18 protein-coding genes and 1 pseudogene are annotated in these 17147 nt (G+C 64.1%); 5 read left to right on the top strand and 14 right to left on the bottom strand.

Translation table 11 applies throughout. The features are described 5' to 3' along the window. Window positions 1–170: 170 nt before the first annotated feature. The 11 genes and pseudogenes from ACPZMI_RS06695 to ACPZMI_RS06745 form a co-directional block, all read right to left on the bottom strand. Window positions 171–2366, bottom strand: a complete 2196-nt coding sequence (locus tag ACPZMI_RS06695; RefSeq protein WP_426351933.1) for an LTA synthase family protein — start codon at window positions 2364–2366, stop codon at window positions 171–173. A 145-nt stretch (window positions 2367–2511) separates the two neighbouring features. Continuing rightward, entirely contained in the window at window positions 2512–3789 is a 1278-nt protein-coding gene (locus ACPZMI_RS06700; RefSeq protein ID WP_186665368.1) for an autotransporter domain-containing protein, read from the bottom strand. A gap of 46 nt (window positions 3790–3835) precedes the next feature. Next, window positions 3836–4582 carry a hypothetical protein gene (locus tag ACPZMI_RS06705; protein ID WP_426351914.1) on the bottom strand — a complete coding sequence of 249 codons (747 nt, stop codon included), beginning with the start codon at window positions 4580–4582 and terminating at the stop codon, window positions 3836–3838. Window positions 4583–4617: 35 nt separating this feature from the next. Further along, window positions 4618–5298: a C39 family peptidase gene (locus ACPZMI_RS06710; protein ID WP_186721796.1), complete on the bottom strand. Its 681-nt coding sequence runs from the start codon at window positions 5296–5298 to the stop codon at window positions 4618–4620. A 60-nt stretch (window positions 5299–5358) separates the two neighbouring features. Next, on the bottom strand, window positions 5359–6324 hold the full coding sequence (locus tag ACPZMI_RS06715; protein WP_186665364.1) for a heme utilization protein: 966 nt from the start codon (window positions 6322–6324) through the stop codon (window positions 5359–5361). Between the two features lie 51 nt (window positions 6325–6375). Then, window positions 6376–6957, bottom strand: coding sequence for an adhesin (locus ACPZMI_RS06720; protein WP_426351915.1), 582 nt, complete (start codon window positions 6955–6957; stop codon window positions 6376–6378). A 2-nt stretch (window positions 6958–6959) separates the two neighbouring features. After that, window positions 6960–7412, bottom strand: coding sequence for a hypothetical protein (locus tag ACPZMI_RS06725; protein WP_426351916.1), 453 nt, complete (start codon window positions 7410–7412; stop codon window positions 6960–6962). 331 nt (window positions 7413–7743) lie between these two features. Continuing rightward, complete coding sequence (locus ACPZMI_RS06730) at window positions 7744–8265, bottom strand: AAA family ATPase (RefSeq protein WP_426351917.1); 522 nt, start codon at window positions 8263–8265, stop codon at window positions 7744–7746. Further along, window positions 8262–8828: a nicotinamide riboside transporter PnuC gene (pnuC, locus tag ACPZMI_RS06735; RefSeq protein WP_054893933.1), complete on the bottom strand. Its 567-nt coding sequence runs from the start codon at window positions 8826–8828 to the stop codon at window positions 8262–8264. Before pnuC ends, ACPZMI_RS06730 begins: the two co-directional genes overlap by 4 nt. Before the next feature lie 97 nt (window positions 8829–8925). Beyond that, window positions 8926–9660, bottom strand: coding sequence for a methyl-accepting chemotaxis protein (locus tag ACPZMI_RS06740; protein ID WP_411384465.1), 735 nt, complete (start codon window positions 9658–9660; stop codon window positions 8926–8928). A 138-nt stretch (window positions 9661–9798) separates the two neighbouring features. After that, window positions 9799–10668: pseudogene (locus ACPZMI_RS06745) on the bottom strand (cache domain-containing protein); the annotation flags it as partial. A gap of 201 nt (window positions 10669–10869) precedes the next feature. Between ACPZMI_RS06745 and ACPZMI_RS06750 the strand changes: the two are divergent. Then, window positions 10870–11700, top strand: coding sequence for an undecaprenyl-diphosphate phosphatase (locus ACPZMI_RS06750; RefSeq protein ID WP_186665357.1), 831 nt, complete (start codon window positions 10870–10872; stop codon window positions 11698–11700). Beyond that, window positions 11700–12134 (top strand): DUF1294 domain-containing protein, encoded by a 435-nt coding sequence (locus ACPZMI_RS06755; RefSeq protein ID WP_426351918.1) that lies wholly within the window; start codon window positions 11700–11702, stop codon window positions 12132–12134. Before ACPZMI_RS06750 ends, ACPZMI_RS06755 begins: the two co-directional genes overlap by 1 nt. 18 nt (window positions 12135–12152) lie before the next feature. Here the strand turns inward: ACPZMI_RS06755 and ACPZMI_RS06760 are convergent, their stop codons facing one another. Both ACPZMI_RS06760 and ACPZMI_RS06765 read right to left on the bottom strand, forming a co-directional pair. Beyond that, entirely contained in the window at window positions 12153–12515 is a 363-nt protein-coding gene (locus tag ACPZMI_RS06760) for an MmcQ/YjbR family DNA-binding protein (protein ID WP_426351919.1), read from the bottom strand. Beyond that, window positions 12508–13410, bottom strand: coding sequence for a LysR substrate-binding domain-containing protein (locus ACPZMI_RS06765; protein ID WP_186665353.1), 903 nt, complete (start codon window positions 13408–13410; stop codon window positions 12508–12510). The genes ACPZMI_RS06760 and ACPZMI_RS06765 overlap by 8 nt, the downstream gene beginning before the upstream one ends. Window positions 13411–13543: 133 nt before the next feature. On the opposite strand from ACPZMI_RS06765, the gene ACPZMI_RS06770 reads away from it, so the two are divergent. Beyond that, window positions 13544–14155, top strand: a complete 612-nt coding sequence (locus ACPZMI_RS06770; protein ID WP_186665352.1) for an FMN-dependent NADH-azoreductase — start codon at window positions 13544–13546, stop codon at window positions 14153–14155. Between the two features lie 130 nt (window positions 14156–14285). Beyond that, complete coding sequence (locus tag ACPZMI_RS06775) at window positions 14286–15341, top strand: alpha/beta hydrolase family protein (protein WP_288376891.1); 1056 nt, start codon at window positions 14286–14288, stop codon at window positions 15339–15341. Here ACPZMI_RS06775 and ACPZMI_RS06780 read toward each other — a convergent pair. Next, the gene (locus ACPZMI_RS06780; protein WP_426351920.1) at window positions 15291–16481 is read right to left on the bottom strand and encodes an MFS transporter; all 1191 of its coding nucleotides are present in this window, start codon (window positions 16479–16481) and stop codon (window positions 15291–15293) included. The two genes, ACPZMI_RS06775 and ACPZMI_RS06780, sit on opposite strands and share 51 nt — an antisense overlap. A gap of 149 nt (window positions 16482–16630) precedes the next feature. Between ACPZMI_RS06780 and ACPZMI_RS06785 the strand changes: the two genes are divergently transcribed. After that, window positions 16631–17065, top strand: a complete 435-nt coding sequence (locus ACPZMI_RS06785) for a PACE efflux transporter (RefSeq protein ID WP_288376889.1) — start codon at window positions 16631–16633, stop codon at window positions 17063–17065. Window positions 17066–17147 lie beyond the last annotated feature (82 nt).

Consider the following 17147-nt stretch of genomic DNA (forward strand, 5'->3'; position numbering starts at 1 on the left):
CAGCTTGTGCTCCTACTCGTGCTCAAGGCACATGCGGCATGCAGCTTGCCATTCACCGCTCTCACTCCAGATTCTAATCCCCTATCAAGACACAAGCGGCGGTTCGGCGCTCCGACTTGCCCGCGAAAAAGACACCGCGGTCTCTGGCACGGATCACGCGTGCTTTTGATTCAACTCGACTGGGCGATGTGGCCGTCGTCCTGGATTTCCTCGATCACATCCTCTTCACCCGGCAGGGCGGTGATCACGCTGAAATCGCTGACCTCCACCTCACCCCCACCATAACCGAGCAGGTGGAAGGAGAAGGCCTTGCGCTCGATGGGGTTGTCGAAGCCGAACTCCAGCTCCATCGGCTGGTCGGCCGTGACCAGTATCTCCTCGGGCAATCCCAGCGGTACATCCTGCTCCTGCTGTTTGGCCTTGAGCTGGATGTGCGCCCGGTGGGCCGGGTCGAGCGAGCGTACCTTGACCCGCACCCGGGTGTGCGAGCCTTCGGGCATCTCCAGGTACTGGGCGCCGATCAGGTTGTCGGCCCAGTCGTCACGAATGCGCTTGTGCAGAGGAATGGCCGATGGCCCACCGAACTGGTAGCGCAGGTTCAGCGGGGTTTGCAGCAACGACTGGTCGAGCACGCCAGCGAGCGCGGTGATCTGGCGCCCCAGTGGCGCTTCGCCGCGGCCGAGGAAGTGCGCCTGGTCGGCGATGAATCCCTCGCTGGCATAGCGTCGGCAGCGCTGCTGGAAATCGCATTCGCTGAAGGTGCCTCGGCCATCGTGGTAACGCAGCATGCCGTTGGTGAAGGAGATCATTTCCCGGCCGCTGTCGTAGTCGCGATACAGCGAGCGGCCGGCCAGGGCGGCGGGGATCGGCAGGGCGAAATAGTCGAGCAGCGAAGTGGCCAGGTCGACATGGCCGTAGGTGCCGTGCTTGATCTTCGGCAACTTTGCCTGTTCGGGCGCAAGGGTGAGGTTGAAGCCCCAGGAAGAGGCCAGGCGCACACCGTCGATGCCATGGGACTCGTCCGAAGTGATGACCACCAGTGTGTCCTTGAGTACGCCCTGGCGCTCCAGGGTATCGAGGAACTCGCCCAGGGCGTCGTCCAGGTAGGCGACCGCCGCCTGTTTGGCGCTGTCGTAGCGTTGCAGGTAAGCGTCCGGTGCGGAGTAGGGCTGGTGGGTGCCGACGGTGAGCAGGGTCAGCATCCACGGCTGGCGCTGTTTGCGCAGCTCACCGACATAGCCCAGCGCGCCTTCGAAGAAGGCCTTGTCGTCCTTGCCCCAGGGGAACTCGAGGTAGTTGTCGTTGCGGAACCACTCCAGGCCGTGCACCGAGTCGAAGCCGATGTGCGGCATGATCCGGTCCTTGGCCATGAAGCGCAGGCCGGCGCCTTGCAGGTAATGGGTGCTGAAGCCGGCCTGGCGCAGTTGTGCGGGCAGGCAGGCCTGGTTGCGCAGGTCCTGGGTGAGCAGCTCGACACCCTTGGGCGTGCCGTTGGCGAGCTTGTCGTAGTCACCGCAGAGCATGGCGTACAGGCCGCGAATGGTCTGGTGGGTGTGCAGGACGTAATCGGGGGTGTTCATGGCGCGTTCGGCCCAGCGGCTGAGGTTGGGCATCAGGTCGTCATCGAAACGACTGTGCAGGGCTTGCCGGTTGGCGCGCAGATAGGCGCCGGGAATCCCCTCCAGGGTGATGACCAGCAGGTTGCGTGCACTGCCCGGGGCTTCGAGCAGCTTGCGTCCGTCGAGGTCGGTCTGGGTCAGGCCGGTGCTGGGCAGCGGTGCTACCGTCAGGTCATGGCCCAGCCAGGCCTGCGCCTTGAGTTGCAGGTCGCTGGTGCCCGCCGAGAGCAGTTGATGGGATAGGTTGTACTGGCGCCATTGATCGGCATCGGAGGGTATCAGGTGCTCGCTGCCCCAGTGCGCGGCAAGCAGCACCGCTGGTGCGGCCCAGGCCGAGCGTGGCAGCGCCGGGGCGGGTTGGCCGCGCTGGAGCCAGCGGGCCAGCAGCCAGGCCGACAGGCCGACACCGAGGGTCCAGGGCAGCCAGGGGTGGGCAAGGGCGCCGCCGGTGGAGTTTTCCATGAACTGTGGGTCGAACAGGTAGCCCAGGTCGCTGCTGTTCGGCAGACGCCCGACCGCACTGACCAGCTCGGCCGAAGCCACCAGCAGCCCGCCCCAGGCCAGCAGCACCGGCAGTGCCAGCCACCAGGGGCTGCGCTGCAACAGCAGTACCAGCAGGATGCCGATCGCCAGGTCCGACAGGTACCCCAGTGGATCGGACCAGCCCAGCAGTGCGCGGGCGGCCAGGGGGATCACCACGACCAGCACTGCCAGGGTGGCGAGCCGAGCACGGGGATGGCCAAGCATGTTCTTCACGAAACGTCCTTCCTTGCCATGAAACAGTCACAAAAATGTGCTGCATCATAACAGGCCCCTCACAGGAAGGCCGGAAGCGACAAGGTTGGTTACCAATTGAAGCGCAGGGGCGCAAGGCGCCCCTGGAGTGGACAGATCAGAAGTAGTACGGGAATTTCAGGCTGAAGGTGAAGTCCGGTGCATCGTCGGTCAGGCCGATCGACAGGTTCGGCACGATGGTCAGGTTGTCGGTGGCCGCGAGGGTCATGCCGACGTTGAAGTAGGCGGCGTTGGCATCGCTGCTCTTGACGTCGGCCCAGCTGTCGCCGGTTTCCGCAGACTTGATCCGCGAGCGCCGGGCGATCAGGTCCGAAACCGAGAACGACATCGACATCTTCTCGTTGAGGGCGAAGGCCACCCCCGCACCGATCTGGAAGCTGTCGCCGATCTTCACCTTGCCCGGTACTTTCTGGTTGATCGTCGAGCTGACGTCGCTGAACGAATCCTCGAAGGTGTGGGTGTAAGACAGGCTGCCGAACAGCACTGCCGGGTCGAAGGTCTTGACCAGCGAGATACCGGGCGTGATCGACCAGACACCGTTGCCGGTAGGCAGGTCTTCGGGGTAGCTCAGGCTGTCGTTCTCGGTGTCGCGCAGCAGCTTGATGCCGAACGGATCCTTGCCGGTCGGTGCCTTGACCCGCACGCTGAACACCGCATCCGGGGTGTTCTCCGACTCGTCGAGGAACTTGTAGGCCACGCCGAAGTTGACGTCGCCAAGGGTCGGGTCGCGGGTGATGGTGCGCTCGGAAATGCCCTGGGCGTTGCCGCCGACGCCCCCGGACTGGTAGGTCGACTCGCGGTAGATGATCGGCACGTTGACGTCGAACTGCCAACGGTTGTCGAGGTTGTAGCGGGCAGTAAGGTCGAGCGTCCAGTTGTCGGCCTTGATCCGGTCCAGATTGATGTTGCCCAGGAAGATCGAGTCCAGTGCCAGGAAACCGTTGAGGATGAGCTGGCGGGTGTCGTAGCGGGCATAGGTGATGCCGGTCTCGACACTGAACTTGCCGCCACCGAAGAAGCCGCTGGCCTCATCGTAGAGGTTGGACACGCTCTGCGCCGGTTCCGAATCATCCTTGAGCGACTCGCCATAGGATGAGCCGCCGCCGGCGGCGGCCACGGCCTGATTGTTGCGCGGCTCGGAAGCCGGCGAGCGGGTCAGGCGCTTGGGAGGTGGGGCTGCGGGCTGTTCCTCGACCTGGCGAACGCGTTGTTCGAGCACCATCAGCGCCTGCTGCTGCGCTTCGTAGCGCTGCTTGAGCGCAGCCAGTTCGGCTTTCAGCGCGTCTACCTGGGGATCGCTGGCTGCGTAGAGCAGTGATGATGGTACCAAGGTCCCCAGGCAGACAACTGCCCCCAATGACAACGATCGATGCATAAGTTAGCCGTCCCTTCCAACTGCGATGATTGAGACGAAGCGTAGATCAATATCCTGAAACACGTAGGCCCTTGAGTTGATCAAGATTGCAGTTCAGCGCGCCTGCCGAAGGCAGGTTGTCGCGCAGCACCACATTGAGCTGCGTCAGGTTGCTGACCGCGTTGCTGCCGCCCAGCAAAGTGGTGGCTTGTAGCAGGCCACCTTCGGCCAGGCGCTGCATGCTTTGCCCTTGATTGTTGTTGGCCTGGATGGCCATCTGGATCCCGTTGCCACTGTTCGAGACGCTGAGCGTACCGGCATTGTTGCTGGTGCTGAGGGTGGTGCCTGCGGCCAGGACCTGGCCTTGCGGCACACCGACATCACCGACCTGGCCCGCCTCGCGAACATTGATGGCGACATCGTTATAGGCGCTGTTGTTGTCGCCGGCCGCGCGCACCGACTGGGTCACGCCCTGGGTGGTGTTGACCAGGCCTGCACCGCCGTTGACCAGGCCATTGCCGCGACCAGGGGCGTTGCCCGAGCCGTTCTCGCCGGTCATCGACACGTAGAACTGCGGTTTGATCACGTTCTGCTGCACCTGCAGGGTGGTTGTGGCGCCGATGCGATCACCGGCGGCGTTCTGCCAGGTGCTGCTCATGACGATGCCGAAACTGATGATCCGCCCCGGCATCACGTACTTCCCACGCAGTTGGGCAAGCTCTTGGTCCTTGACCTCGATGGGCTTGAACACCTGCGCGTGGGCGGGGAGGCTGGCAGCCAGGCATGCTGCGACCAGCCAGGTGGTAGTCTTCATCGCTGCTCCCCGGGACTTCGTGCCCCTTGTAATCGTCAGAAGAAATCGCTCTGGATGAAACCGAATTCCATCAGTTGCGCGTCTTCCACCGGGTAGAAACCGTCGACGCGGTTCTTCGCGGTCAGAGGTGCCGGCGGATCGAGCAGGGCGTTGGCCTTGTCGTAGCCGGGGCCGATGACGGCGAAGATGATGCCGTTCCAGCCTTTGAGGAAATCGTCGAATTTGTAGCGTTTGTGGCCCAGGACAGGGTCGCCGATATAGACCCAGCCCTTGTCGATGCGCTGGAGCACCACGAAGTGCTTGTAGCCACGGATGTCCATCAGCACGATCACCGGAATGCTCACCTTTTCCAGGGTGTCGGGTTCGACCCGATAGCCCCGGGCGCGCATGCCGATGCTTTCGACGTAGCGCTTCATGTCGAGCATGGAGAAGCCCTGGACCTTGACGGTGTCCTGGTCGGATTGGGCGAGCATGCCTTCGATGACCTGGTGTTCGTCCACGTCGAGCCAGTAGGCCTGCTTTAGGACGGTGGCCAGGGCGGCGGCGCCGCAGCTGAAATCGGTCTTCTGTTGCACCAGGTCGGCGAAGCGCCGCTCACGCAGGCTCTGCACTGGCTTGTAGACGAGAGTACCGCCTGGCAAGGCGGCAATCGGCATCTGTGCCGCTTCTACGAGACCGGCAAGGAACATGAGTGTGGCAAGCAGGACAATGCGCATGACCTTCTCCACCGGGTAGAGACAGGGAAAGGGGCCCCGAAGGGCCCCGATCGGCTGCTGTTACATGCAGGCTTTGCAACCTGCGGCGATGGACAGCGAGTTGGTCTGCTGGTTGCCGCTGCCGGCCGAGACGTTGGCGCCGACGTTGCCCGACACGCCATTGAGCGAGTTGCTCAGGTTGGCGTTGTTGGTCACAGGGTTGCGCCAGCCGGTGGGAGTCAGGACCTGATAGGAGGCAACACCGGCCAGGCCGAAGGTGCCTTCTTCGTGGAACTTGAGCGGGTCCTTGTCGACATGGGTGTTGCCATAGCGATCGCGGCTGCTTTCGTCTTCGACGTAGCCGTAGCCATTGCCTTGGTAGTGGCCGTAGGCAGCGAAGGTGGAGGTGAGAGTTTCCTTGCTGTAGGTACGGTCGGCCTTGTTGGTGACGTTCAGGCCGCCGACGTTCTGGTTGGCTGCACCGGTGGCGGCAGCGACGCGGCCACCCGACACGGCGATGGCCATGTTGTTTTTCTGTTGGTTGAAGTCCCCGGCGGTCACGTTGATGCCGATGTTGCCGGAGCTGCCGTTGGCCGAACCGGTGAGGTTGGCGTTGTTGGAGGTGGAGTAGTTCTTGACGGTGTTGCCGGCGTTGGTCTGGGTGGCCTGGGCCATGGCCACGGCACTGCCGAAGATGAAGTTCTCATCGGCGGTGGCGATTGCCGCAACGTTGTCCTGCTGGTTGCCGCTGCCTGCGGCAACGTTGGCGCCCAGGTTGCCTTGGGAACCGTTGGCCGAGTTGTCCATGCGGGCATCGTTGCGGGTGCCTTGGTTCAGCACACGGTTGCCGGAGTTGTTCTGGGTGTCCAGAACGGTGGCGGCAGAGCCGGCGTTCACCAGCAGGGACAGCAGCAGGCTTTCGTTGTTGTTGTGGCCATTGTTGTGGCCGCCGTGGTTGTCGTTTCCACGGCCGCCGGCTTGTGCAGCAACTGCCATGACCGCAGCGAGGGCGAATACCAGAGGCTTGAGTGCCATTTTCGGTTTCATGGTGTTTCTCCGCTTATATTTTCGTTGTTAAGTGTTGTGTTGCTGATCGGGTCAATCCGCGACCCGGACGCTCAGGGTGTTGGCCATTCGGTTGCCTACCCCGGCGCTCTGATTCAACTGGATCACGCCACGGCTGCCGGTGAAGGCCTGGTCACTGGTAGTGACCTGGCGACTGCCGGGTGTGTGATCAGTTGCGTCGGAGCTGTTGGCCAGCGAGACGTTCTGCTGGCTGAGAATGCTGTCGTCGATGCTCTGTGGTATTGCGCTGATGCTGATGCGCACCGCGTTGGCTTGTTGCGTGGCGGCGCCCGCCGATTGGTTGATGCCCAGCATGCCGTTGCCGTTGCTGAAGGCATTGCCATTGATGCTGGCGTGGGCGTCGAGCGCGCTGTTGGCGCGAAAGTCGCTGCGTTGGCGGATCTGCGTGCTGGCCTGGCCTTCGGTGCCGATGGCGATGGCTTTCACGTTGGCCTGTTGCAGCGCGTCACCTGCGGCCTGGTTGATGTTGAGGTTGCCCTGGTAGGCGCGGCCACTGGCGTCGAGGGTGGCGTTGTCCACCACAGGGGAGCCGGCGAAGGCGCTTGTGGTGCAGCCAAGGGCCAGGCACAGCAGGGAGAGTTTGAGGGTTTGCATGTTCATTGGCCCCGGGTCAGGATCTGCAGCGGCGCCATGCCGCGCTGAACGTTCTGGTTGACCGTGTTGGAGATGCTGTTGGCGCCGGACGCCCCGGCACCGGAGCCGCCGGGCATGCCGGGCAATTGCGACTGGGCGGTGCCCATGCCTCGCAGGTTCCCGGAGTTGTCAGGTTGGAAGATGCGGCTGACGGTCGAACCGCTGGCGACGTTGGCGAAGTCGCCATCGGTCAGTTCGTTGTTGGTCTGGGCCTGGATGCGTGCCGACTCATTGGTGTTGGCGGTGGTCGGGTAGGGGTCTGGCGTGCCGGTTCGGCGATCAGCCTGACGCGGCTGGACATCGCGATTGAGGACGATCACCCCGTTGCCGCCAGCGAAGACCGGCGGCGCAATCGATGTGGCGGCAAGGCAAGCCAGAACGAGCAGTGCAGGCAGTGTGTTGTGCTTGTTCCCCACGGCGGTGCTCCCTTTCTGTGCGCTGGCTCTTGAGCGTTGCCAGAACAGAGAGCGAAAGCCGTGCCGGATTTGCTTTTTGCCGATTTATCAGCGGGTTGCGCGAGGAGGGTAGGCGTGCCGGTTTTCTGTTGTATCAGCGTTGATACAAGGTGTAGGGTCATCGCCCGTCAAGGGCCGAAGCACGGGCGATCTGGGGGGATGCGCAGGGGGTGTATCAGCGCTGTGACAGTTCCCCCGAAAGTGTGGGGGAGGCCCCTGCAATGGGGGTTTGGTGGCGAGAGGGTGTATCAGTGAGTTAACAGTCCGGCCATGCTGAGGGGCCGGGCTGGGCTTACCCCAGGAGCTCGGCCACCGCCGCCAGCGCGTCATCCCGGCGCTGCTGCCAGTCCCCGTCAATGACCCGCAGTGGCTGCCCATGCTGCTGCAGCCAGCGCAGGCTGTCATCGAAGAACGCCTGGCGCTCCTCCAGTCGCGGCTGGCAACGTTGACCATCACCGATCCATTCCACGCCCTCGGGACTGAGCAGCAGGTGGAGGTCGTAGTGCCTGGCCAGCAGCGCCTGTTCCAGCCACGCGGGGCAGTCGCCGAACAGCACGCGACTCCACAACATGTTGCTCAGCAGGTGGGTATCGAGGATCAGCAGCGAAGGCGAGGCTGCCCGCGCCTGGTCTTCCCAGGCCAATTGCCCGCGGGCGATGGCCGGGATATCGGCATAGCAGGTATCGCGCTGCTCGGTGTCGATGAAATGGCGTACGTATTCGCCGACGGTGATGCCACCGAAACGGTGCTGGATTTCGCCACTGAGCCAGCTCTTGCCACTGGATTCAGGGCCGCACAGGACCAGGACCTTCATGCGCCGGCCAGCGCCGGATCGCGCCGCCACTCCAGCCAGCCGCGCACGGCAATAAGGGTGAACAGGGCGTACAACGCGGCGGTCAGGTACAAACCCTTGTACAGGAACAGTCCAACGAAGATCACATCGACCACGAACCACAACGCCCAGCATTGCAGGCGTTTCTGTGCCATCCACACCTGCGCGACCAGGCTGAAACCGGTCAGCGCGGCATCCAGCCAGGGTTGGGCGGCGTCGGTCCAGTGGGCCATGGCGGCCCCCAGGGCGGCGCTCGCCAGAAGCCCCAAGCCCAGTCCACGCAGCACCGTGGCGGTGTCCAGGCGTGATACCCGGCGCGCATCCTCGACGCGGTCCGGCCGCGTCCATTGCCACCAGCCATAGAGGTTGAGCACGGCATAGACCACTTGCAGGAGCATGTCCGAATACAGCTTCACGTCGTAGAAGATCCAGCTGTAGAGCAGCACCATCACCAGGCCGATCGGCCAGCACCAGATGTTCTGCCTGACCGTGAGCCAGACGGCGATGACGCCGAGCGCGGCGGCGAAGAGTTCGAGGCCGGACATCGGCGATCCTTCGGAAGGGAAAGGGCGCGATTGTAGCTTGAGGGTCGAGGAAGGTGAATCGCTGTGAAACGGGGCGCCGTAGCGCCCCTTCTTTTGCTCAGACTCTGAATTGACGCAGCAGCTGCTCGAGCTCCTCGCTCAGGCGTGCCAGGGAAACTCCGGCATCGCTGGATTGGCGCGCCGCCTCGGCGGTCTGCTGGGACAAGCCAGCGGTGTCGAGCACATTGCGGTTGATTTCCTCGACCACATGGGACTGCTGCAGGGTGGCGCTGGCGATCGAGGTGTTCAGCGCCGCCAGGGTGTGCAGCGCCTGTTCGATGGCCGCAAGGCTGGTGCCGGCTTCGCGGGCCTGTTCGACGGTCTGGCGCGAGGCTTCGCTGCTGGTGTCGATGGCCCGGACCGCCGCATCCGACTGGCCCTGCAGATGCTCGATCATGGTCTGGATCTCGGCAGTGGACTGCGCCGTGCGCTGGGCCAGCAGGCGTACCTCATCGGCGACCACGGCAAAGCCGCGGCCCTGTTCGCCCGCACGCGCAGCCTCGATGGCGGCGTTGAGGGCCAGCAGGTTGGTCTGCTCGGCGATCGAGCGAATCACTTCCAGTACGCCACCAATCTTGGTGCTGTGCCCGGCCAGGTCGCGGATCACCCCCTGGGCCTGGTCGATGGTCGCCGACAGCCGGTCGATCTGCTGCAGGCTGCCGTGGATAGCCTGCTGGCCCTGACCGACCTGCTGCTGCGCTGCGCGCATTTCCACGGCCGCCTGCTCGGCGTTCTTCGCCACATCCTGCACCGCGTAGGTGACCTCGTTGACCGCCGTGGCCACCTGGTCCATCTGCAGTGATTGCTGGGCACTGTGCTGCTGGGCGCTGCCCGCGTTGTCGCCGACGTGCCCGGCGGACTGGGCCAGCGCATGGGCTGTGCCCTGCAATTGGCCGACCACGCCCTGCAGCTTGCCGTTGAAACGGTTGAAGTACTCACCCAAATGGGTGATTTCGTCGCGTCCCTGGGTGTCCAGGCGACGGGTCAGGTCGCTCTCGCCACTGGCGATGTTGCCCATGGCCTGTACCGCCTCGTGCAGTGGACGGGCGATGCTGCGGGCGATCAGCCAAACCACCAGCCCCATCACCAGGGCAATGAACAGCCCGACCAGCGAGGCCTCGCGGACCTGGCGAGCGAATTCGTCCTGTACGTCGTCGACATACACCCCCGAGCCGATGATCCAGCCCCAGGGCTTGAACAGCTCTATATAGGAGGTCTTGGCCACCGGGTCGCTGGCGCCGGGCTTGGGCCAGCGGTAGTTGACCGGGCCCGCGCCCTGGGCCTTGGCCAGGGTCACCATCTCGTTGAACACGGCAAAGCCGTCAGGGTCGCGGATCGCCGACAGGTCCTGGCCATCGAGCTTGGCGTTGACCGGGTGCATGATCATCTTCGGTTGCAGGTCGTTGATCCAGAAATAGTCATCCTTGTCGTAACGCAGGCTGCGCACCACCTGCAGCGCCTGCTGCTGGGCGCTTTGCCGGTCGAGGCTGCCAGCGGCCTCCAGCCCCTGGTAGTAGGCGAGCACGCCCACGGCAGTCTCGACCACATGCTGGGTCTTCTGCGCCTTGGCCTGGTACAGGTCACCATGGATCTGGCGCAGCATCAGCAGCCCCAGGACCAACAGCATGGCGACGGCCACGAGCAGGATCAGCCACAGACGACGGCTGATCGACATCGATCTCAAGGTCTTCATCAAAAGGTCACTCCATGTCTTGTTCTTTTTATATGAGCAGCATCCAACCATGACCGGATGCCTGCAACCCAGTCGACCAACGGCTAAGTGCCGGGCTCGACAATCCATGTTGCATCCCGCGCAAGCCTTCGCGCAGGGCCTCTGATAGGATTTCGGCCGCGCAAGATGAAACCTTTAGCCGCGGCGCACTTTTTCGCTGGTGTTGGGACTAACGAACGCTGTAAAACACGCGTCGCTGCGCGTGCGGTGAATACTTGTAATCGAAAAGAACTAGGGTGCTGCCAGGAGCAGTGTCCATTGGGGGAGTTGATGGATTTTTGGAGTGCCTTCCAGGCAATCATCCTGGGTATCGTCGAGGGCTTGACCGAGTTCCTGCCGATTTCCAGCACCGGCCACCAGATCATCGTGGCCGACCTGATCGATTTTGGCGGTGAGCGCGCAATGGCGTTCAACATCATCATTCAGCTGGGCGCGATCCTGGCGGTGGTGTGGGAGTTTCGCAGCAAGATCTTCGAAGTGGTGTTCGGCCTGTCGAGCCAGCCCAAGGCCCGGCGTTTCACCGCCAACCTGCTGATCGCCTTCATGCCGGCGGTCGTGCTTGGCGTACTGTTCGCCGACCTGATCCATGAGTACCTGTTCAATCCGATCACCGTGGCCGTGGCCTTGGTGGTGGGCGGCTTCATCATGCTCTGGGCCGAGCGCCGCGATCACCGTATCGAGGTCGACCATGTCGACGACATGCGCTGGACCCACGCCCTGAAGGTCGGCCTGGTGCAGTGCCTGGCGATGATCCCGGGGACCTCGCGCTCGGGCTCGACCATCATCGGCGGCTTGCTGTTCGGCCTGTCACGCAAGGCCGCGACCGAGTTCTCGTTCTTCCTGGCGATGCCGACCATGGTCGGCGCCGCGGTGTATTCGGGCTACAAGTACCGTGACCTGTTCCAGCCGGCCGACCTGCCGGTATTCGCCATCGGCTTCGTGGTGTCGTTCATCTTCGCCATGATCGCCGTGCGTGCGTTGCTCAAGTTCATCGCCAACCACAGCTACGCGGTCTTTGCCTGGTACCGCATTGCCTTTGGCCTGCTGATCCTGGCGACCTGGCAGTTCGGCTGGGTTGACTGGGCCACGGCGCACGGCTGATGGCACGCGGGCAAAGTGCCGGGCGGCGCGACGCTGGCCAGGCAGGCGAGGGCGTGCGCAACCTGCGCCTGAAATTGCTGGTGCTGCTGGTCTTGTGCCTGCTACCGGGCCTGGGGGTGGCGCAGATGGCCTGGAGCGGCCAGTCCTGGCTGCCCCTGGCGCTGTATCCGGCGGCCAGCCTGGTCTGCCTGTTGTTGTACTGGCAGGACAAGCGGCAGGCCCGCACCCAGGCCTGGCGCACGCCAGAGAAAATCCTCCACGCCAGCGAGTTGCTCGGTGGTTGGCCGGGGGCCTTGCTGGCGCAGCAATTGTTCCGGCACAAGACCCGCAAGCTGTCGTACCAGATGGTGTTCTGGGCAATCGTCGCGTTGCACCAGGTGTTCTGGCTGGATCGCCTGGTGCTGGGTGGGCGCTGGCTGGGATTGATGGGCTGAGCGAGCGCCGCGCAATCCTCAATCGGCCAACAAGCCCACCTGCAAGAGCTTGGGCAAGCGTCGCACCACCAGTTGGTGCGAACGCTGCAGAAGATCGGTCAACTCTTCCCGGCCCATGGGGTAGGGAGGCAGCATGCTGATCCAGCGCGCCCTCGCCAGATAAGGCGCCGGCCGTACCCCGGGACGGTCGCAATAACCGAGAAACAGCTCGTCGGCGACCTTGAACATCAAGCCTGCTCCCGGCAGGTCAAGCACGGCGAACATCTTGTTACCGGCCACCGAGAACACCCGGATTGCGCCCCATTTGTAATCCTCCCGCGCGCCGGGCAGGCTCAGGCAGAACGCTGCCACCTGCTCGGGGCTCATGGGTCGCTCAGACATAGCGCTCTCCACAGGCCTCGAACGAGGCCGCCAGGTGATCGATCCATACCCGCACTGCAGGCAGTACGCCGCGCCGGTGCGGATACACCGCTTGCAGATAACCCCCAGGCAGCGACCACTCCGGCAGCAGGTGCACCAGTTCGCCGCGCGCCAGTTCTTCCTCGCAATAGTTGCTTGGCAGGGCGGTAAAGCCCAGGCCTGCGCAGGCCGAGGCCTTGCGCACCACGAAGTCATCGATGTTCAGGCGTGGCTCCAGGGCGATCTCCTGCTCCTGGCCGCCGGGCCCGATGAGGCGAAAATGCACCAGGCGATCGGCATCCGCGGCCCCCAGGACGGGCAGCCCCACCAGCTGCGACGGGTGCTCGAGCCCGTCAGCGAATCCAGGGGCTGCCACCAGGTACATCTGCGCCTGGCGCAGGCGGCGGGTGGCCAGGGCCGGGTCCTCGTCGCCCAGGTCGCGTACCCGCAGCGCCACATCGATACCTTCGGAGATCAGGTCGACACGGCGATTGAGCAGCACCATCTCCAGTTGCACCAGCGGGTACTGGGCGAGAAAGCGGCTGATGATGTCTGGCAGGAAGGCATGGGCCAGGGCTACCGGGGCAGACACCCGCAGGCGTCCACGCGGCTCGCTGGTCATGCTGGCGACGGCTTCGTCGGCCATCTCGGCCTCCAGCAGCATGGCCTGGCAGTGGTGCAGGTAGCGTTCGCCGACGGCGGTCAGCTTCAGTTGCCGGGTGGTGCGCTGCAGCAGGCGTGTGCCCAAGCGTTCCTCGAGTTCTGCGATACGCCGCGACAGGCGCGACTTGGGGATGCCCAACTGGCGACCGGCGGCAGCGAAGCCACCGGCCTCGACCACTCGGGCGAAGTAGAAGAGGTCGTTGAAGTCTTGCATACGGATATCTCACTGTTCCATCAGTGGAACAAACTAATGCATTTTTGCCGACTAATCAGTTATTCGTCGCCTCTGTAGGATTCTCCCCATCGTGATCGCCCACAGCCGCGGTCTTCATTCACAGGAGAGTCCCATGAAACTGTTGCACATCGATTCGAGCATCCTGGGCGACAATTCCGCCTCCCGCCAGTTGAGCCGCGAAGTGGTCGATGCCTGGAAGGCTGCCGATCCTAGCGTCGAAGTCATCTACCGCGACCTCGCTGCCGATGCCATCAGCCACTTCTCGGCCGCGACCCTGGTCGCCGCCGGCACCGCCGAAGAAGCCCGTGACGCCGCCCTGGCCCACGAAGCCCGTCTGAGTGCCGAAACCCTGGCCGAATTCCTCGCCGCCGACGCGGTGGTCATCGGTGCTCCGATGTACAACTTCACCGTGCCCACCCAGCTCAAGGCCTGGATCGATCGCGTTGCCGTCGCCGGCAAGACCTTCCGCTACACCGAAGCTGGCCCGGAAGGCCTGTGCGGTGACAAGAAGGTGGTGCTGGTGTCCACTGCTGGTGGCCTGCACCAAGGTCAGCCGACCGGTGTCGGTCATGAAGATTTCCTCAAGGTGTTCCTGGGCTTCATCGGCATCACCGACCTGGAAATCGTCCGCGCCCACGGCCTGGCGTATGGTCCGGAGCACCGCAGCAAGGCCATCGACGCTGCCCAGGCGCAGATTGCCAACGAGCTGTTCGCCGCAGCCTGATAGAAACCCCGAAAAAGCTGGCTGTCGCCTTGTGCGACAGCCGGCTTTTTCATGGATGTTTCATCTGTCGTCCATCGCGTAGCTTCTATGCTTATGCTACCCGTCCGCCTCGAGGGGAGAGACGCTCGCGATGAAAACCCGTGCCCTGTTGACGTTGCTCCTGCTTGGCGGCCTGCTGGCCCGTGCCGAGGCTTCACCCTGGGTGGCCGGCCTGCATCGTCTCACGCTTGCCGATCCGGTGGACGCACAGCCCATGCAGGCCTTGGTGTTCTATCCCAGCAGCAGCCCGGCGCGGCCTACGCGCATCGAAGGCTACACCCTGCGTGTGGCCGAAGAGGCGCCGGTCGCCATGGGCCAGTTCCCGCTGCTGGTGGTCTCCCATGGCAATACCGGCACCCCGGTGGCGTTGCACGACCTGGCGACCGCATTGGCCCGCCAGGGCTTCGTGGTAGTGGCCGTCACCCACCCGGGCGACAACCTTCGTGACCACAGTCGGCTGGGCAAGCTCAGCAACCTCTATGGACGGCCCTTGCAGGTCAGCGCCGCGATCACCGCTGCACGTGCAGATCACCTGCTCAGCCCTTACCTCAACCAGGGCAAGGTTGGCGTGATCGGCTACTCGGCAGGCGGGGAGACCGCGTTGATCCTGTCGGGCGCCCAGCCAGACCTTGAGCGACTGCGCAACTACTGCCTGGAACGGCCGATGGATGCCGATGCCTGCAAGACCCATGGCGTGTTGATCGCCGACCGCAGCGAGTTGACCCCGCAGTCCGACCCGCGTGTCGGCGCGGTGATGCTGATGGCACCGTTGAGCCTGATGTTTGGCCGCCATGCCCTGGCCGGTGTGCATGTGCCCGCACTGATCTACAGCGGCGACCAGGACCAGTTGCTGGCTGTCGACCGCAACGCCAGCGCCCTGGCGCGCAAGTTGCCGGTCACGCCCGACTACCGGCTGTTGTCCGGTGCTGGGCATTTCGTGTTCATGGCCCCCTGCGACGACGAACAGCGCCAGCGCATGGCGGTGCTGTGCAAGGATGCCGACGGCATCGACCGGCGCCAGGTGCACCGGGGCCTGCAGAGCGAGACGGCGGCGTTCTTCAGCCAGGCCCTGGGAGCCCCGGAGCCCGCCGAGCGCTCAGCCGCGGCCGGCGCGGCGGGCCAGCAGCAGGATCAGGCCCACCCCTGACAGCGCCAGCAGCGCCGCCACGCAGAAGATCGACGCATAACCCAGGTGTACGGCTACCGCGCCCATCACCGGGCCGGCCAGGCCCAATGCCAGGTCGAAGAACACCGCGTACGCCCCAAGCCCCGCGCCCCGACTGGCGCTGGGGACCTGCCTGATCGCCTCCACGCCCAGCGCCGGGTACACCAGTGACAGGCCAAAGCCGGTGAGCCCCGCTCCAACCAACGCCCATCCCGGTGCCGGTGCCAGCCAGAGCAGGGTCAGCCCCAGCACTTCGGTGGCCATGCACGCGATCGCTACGTTGTAGCCGCCGAAGCGGTTGACCGCGTTGACGAACAGCAGCCGCGAGACGATGAAGCACAGGCCGAAGGCGCTCAGGCACCAGGCCGCGCCGACCCAGCCTTGCTCCAGGTAGTAGAGGGTGACGAAGGTGGTCAGGGTGCCGTAGCCGATCGACGCCAGTGTCAGCCCCATGCCGCAGGGCGCAACGCGGCCGAAGGCCGACCAGAAAGGCAGGCGTTCACCGCGCACCACCACCACGTCCGGGCGGCCGCGCAGCACCCACAGGGCCAGCAGCGCCATCACCAGCAAGGCCGGGCCGAGGGCAGTGAAGCTCAGTTGGCCGACCATCACCACCCCGGCGGGCGCACCGATGGCGATGGCGCCATAGGATGCAATACCGTTCCATGAGATCACCCGGGCGGTGTGCTCGGCACCGACCTGGCCGATACCCCAGCTCAACGTGGCGACACCGATCAGGCCTTGGGCGACCCCCAGCAGCACACGCCCGGCCAGCAGTAATCCCAGGCTCAACGAGGGCAGGGCGAGGGACCAGGCCGACAGCAGGGTCAGCACGCCGCAACCGGCAATGCCATACAGCCCATAGCGAATCGCCTGCTTGCCACCCAGGCTGTCGGCCACGCGACCGGCGAAGGGCCTGCTGAGCAAGGTGGCGAGGTACTGCAAGCCGATGGTCAGGCCGGCGATCACCGCACCCATGCCCAACTGGTCGTGTACATGGCCGGGCAGCACCGCGATGGGCAGGCCGATGCACAGGAAGGCGATGAAGGTGTAGAACACGATCGAAAGGATCTGCAGTGTCAGGGCGGTGGAGCTGACGGGCGTAGGGGTTGGGGCGGTCATGGCTGTGTTCGCGGGCGGCGGTGCAGCAATCATGGCTGGCTCGAGGGGTAAAAGAAAGCAGCCTAACGATTTTTCCACACGATTCCTGTGCTTGAACCCATGCCTGAACCGGCGTACCGTCTCCTTCCGTTTCCGCCAAGGAGTGCCCCATGCAAGGCAAGGCCCGCAAGATCGTCCAGGCCATCCTCTATGAAGTCATCGCCGTGGCGTGCGTGGCGCCTGCGCTGTCGCTGATGTTCGATGCCGGCATGGCCCATTCGACGATACTTTCGATCCTGATGTCGGGTATCGCCATGAGCTGGAACATGGGCTACAACTGGGCGTTCGAGCGCTGGGAAGCACGCCAGGCGCAGCGTACCCGCACCTGGTTCCGACGCCTGCTGCACGCCCTGGGTTTCGAGGGCGGCCTGGTGTTGATCCTGCTGCCGCTGGTGGCGTTCTGGCTGGATATCAGCCTGTGGAGCGCGTTGCTCACCAACCTGGCGCTGTTCGTGTTCTTCTTCGTCTATGCCTTCGTCTTCCAGTGGGGCTTTGACAAGGTCTTCGACGTGCCGCTGTCGGCACAGCAACAGGCGCGTTGCTGAATGTTGACTTCCTACGGTTTGGCGGGATAAGTTCCTACATCATGAATATCTACTCGCCTGTGCGCACCTTCGGCCTGATTAT

The sequence above is a fragment of the Pseudomonas wayambapalatensis genome (assembly GCF_049942315.1).
GTDB lineage: Bacteria > Pseudomonadota > Gammaproteobacteria > Pseudomonadales > Pseudomonadaceae > Aquipseudomonas > Aquipseudomonas wayambapalatensis.

What these genes read in the sequence shown, in the direction of transcription:
- ACPZMI_RS06695 (WP_426351933.1), bottom strand. Translation starts at nt 2,366, where the DNA reads ATGCTTGGCCATCCCCGTGCTCGGCTCGCCACCCTGGCAGTGCTGGTC.
- ACPZMI_RS06700 (WP_186665368.1), bottom strand. Translation starts at nt 3,789, where the DNA reads ATGCATCGATCGTTGTCATTGGGGGCAGTTGTCTGCCTGGGGACCTTG.
- ACPZMI_RS06705 (WP_426351914.1), bottom strand. Translation starts at nt 4,582, where the DNA reads ATGAAGACTACCACCTGGCTGGTCGCAGCATGCCTGGCTGCCAGCCTC.
- ACPZMI_RS06710 (WP_186721796.1), bottom strand. Translation starts at nt 5,298, where the DNA reads ATGCGCATTGTCCTGCTTGCCACACTCATGTTCCTTGCCGGTCTCGTA.
- ACPZMI_RS06715 (WP_186665364.1), bottom strand. Translation starts at nt 6,324, where the DNA reads ATGAAACCGAAAATGGCACTCAAGCCTCTGGTATTCGCCCTCGCTGCG.
- ACPZMI_RS06720 (WP_426351915.1), bottom strand. Translation starts at nt 6,957, where the DNA reads ATGCAAACCCTCAAACTCTCCCTGCTGTGCCTGGCCCTTGGCTGCACC.
- ACPZMI_RS06730 (WP_426351917.1), bottom strand. Translation starts at nt 8,265, where the DNA reads ATGAAGGTCCTGGTCCTGTGCGGCCCTGAATCCAGTGGCAAGAGCTGG.
- pnuC (WP_054893933.1), bottom strand. Translation starts at nt 8,828, where the DNA reads ATGTCCGGCCTCGAACTCTTCGCCGCCGCGCTCGGCGTCATCGCCGTC.
- ACPZMI_RS06740 (WP_411384465.1), bottom strand. Translation starts at nt 9,660, where the DNA reads ATGGACCAGGTGGCCACGGCGGTCAACGAGGTCACCTACGCGGTGCAG.
- ACPZMI_RS06750 (WP_186665357.1), top strand. Translation starts at nt 10,870, where the DNA reads ATGGATTTTTGGAGTGCCTTCCAGGCAATCATCCTGGGTATCGTCGAG.
- ACPZMI_RS06755 (WP_426351918.1), top strand. Translation starts at nt 11,700, where the DNA reads ATGGCACGCGGGCAAAGTGCCGGGCGGCGCGACGCTGGCCAGGCAGGC.
- ACPZMI_RS06760 (WP_426351919.1), bottom strand. Translation starts at nt 12,515, where the DNA reads ATGTCTGAGCGACCCATGAGCCCCGAGCAGGTGGCAGCGTTCTGCCTG.
- ACPZMI_RS06765 (WP_186665353.1), bottom strand. Translation starts at nt 13,410, where the DNA reads ATGCAAGACTTCAACGACCTCTTCTACTTCGCCCGAGTGGTCGAGGCC.
- ACPZMI_RS06770 (WP_186665352.1), top strand. Translation starts at nt 13,544, where the DNA reads ATGAAACTGTTGCACATCGATTCGAGCATCCTGGGCGACAATTCCGCC.
- ACPZMI_RS06775 (WP_288376891.1), top strand. Translation starts at nt 14,286, where the DNA reads ATGAAAACCCGTGCCCTGTTGACGTTGCTCCTGCTTGGCGGCCTGCTG.
- ACPZMI_RS06780 (WP_426351920.1), bottom strand. Translation starts at nt 16,481, where the DNA reads ATGACCGCCCCAACCCCTACGCCCGTCAGCTCCACCGCCCTGACACTG.
- ACPZMI_RS06785 (WP_288376889.1), top strand. Translation starts at nt 16,631, where the DNA reads ATGCAAGGCAAGGCCCGCAAGATCGTCCAGGCCATCCTCTATGAAGTC.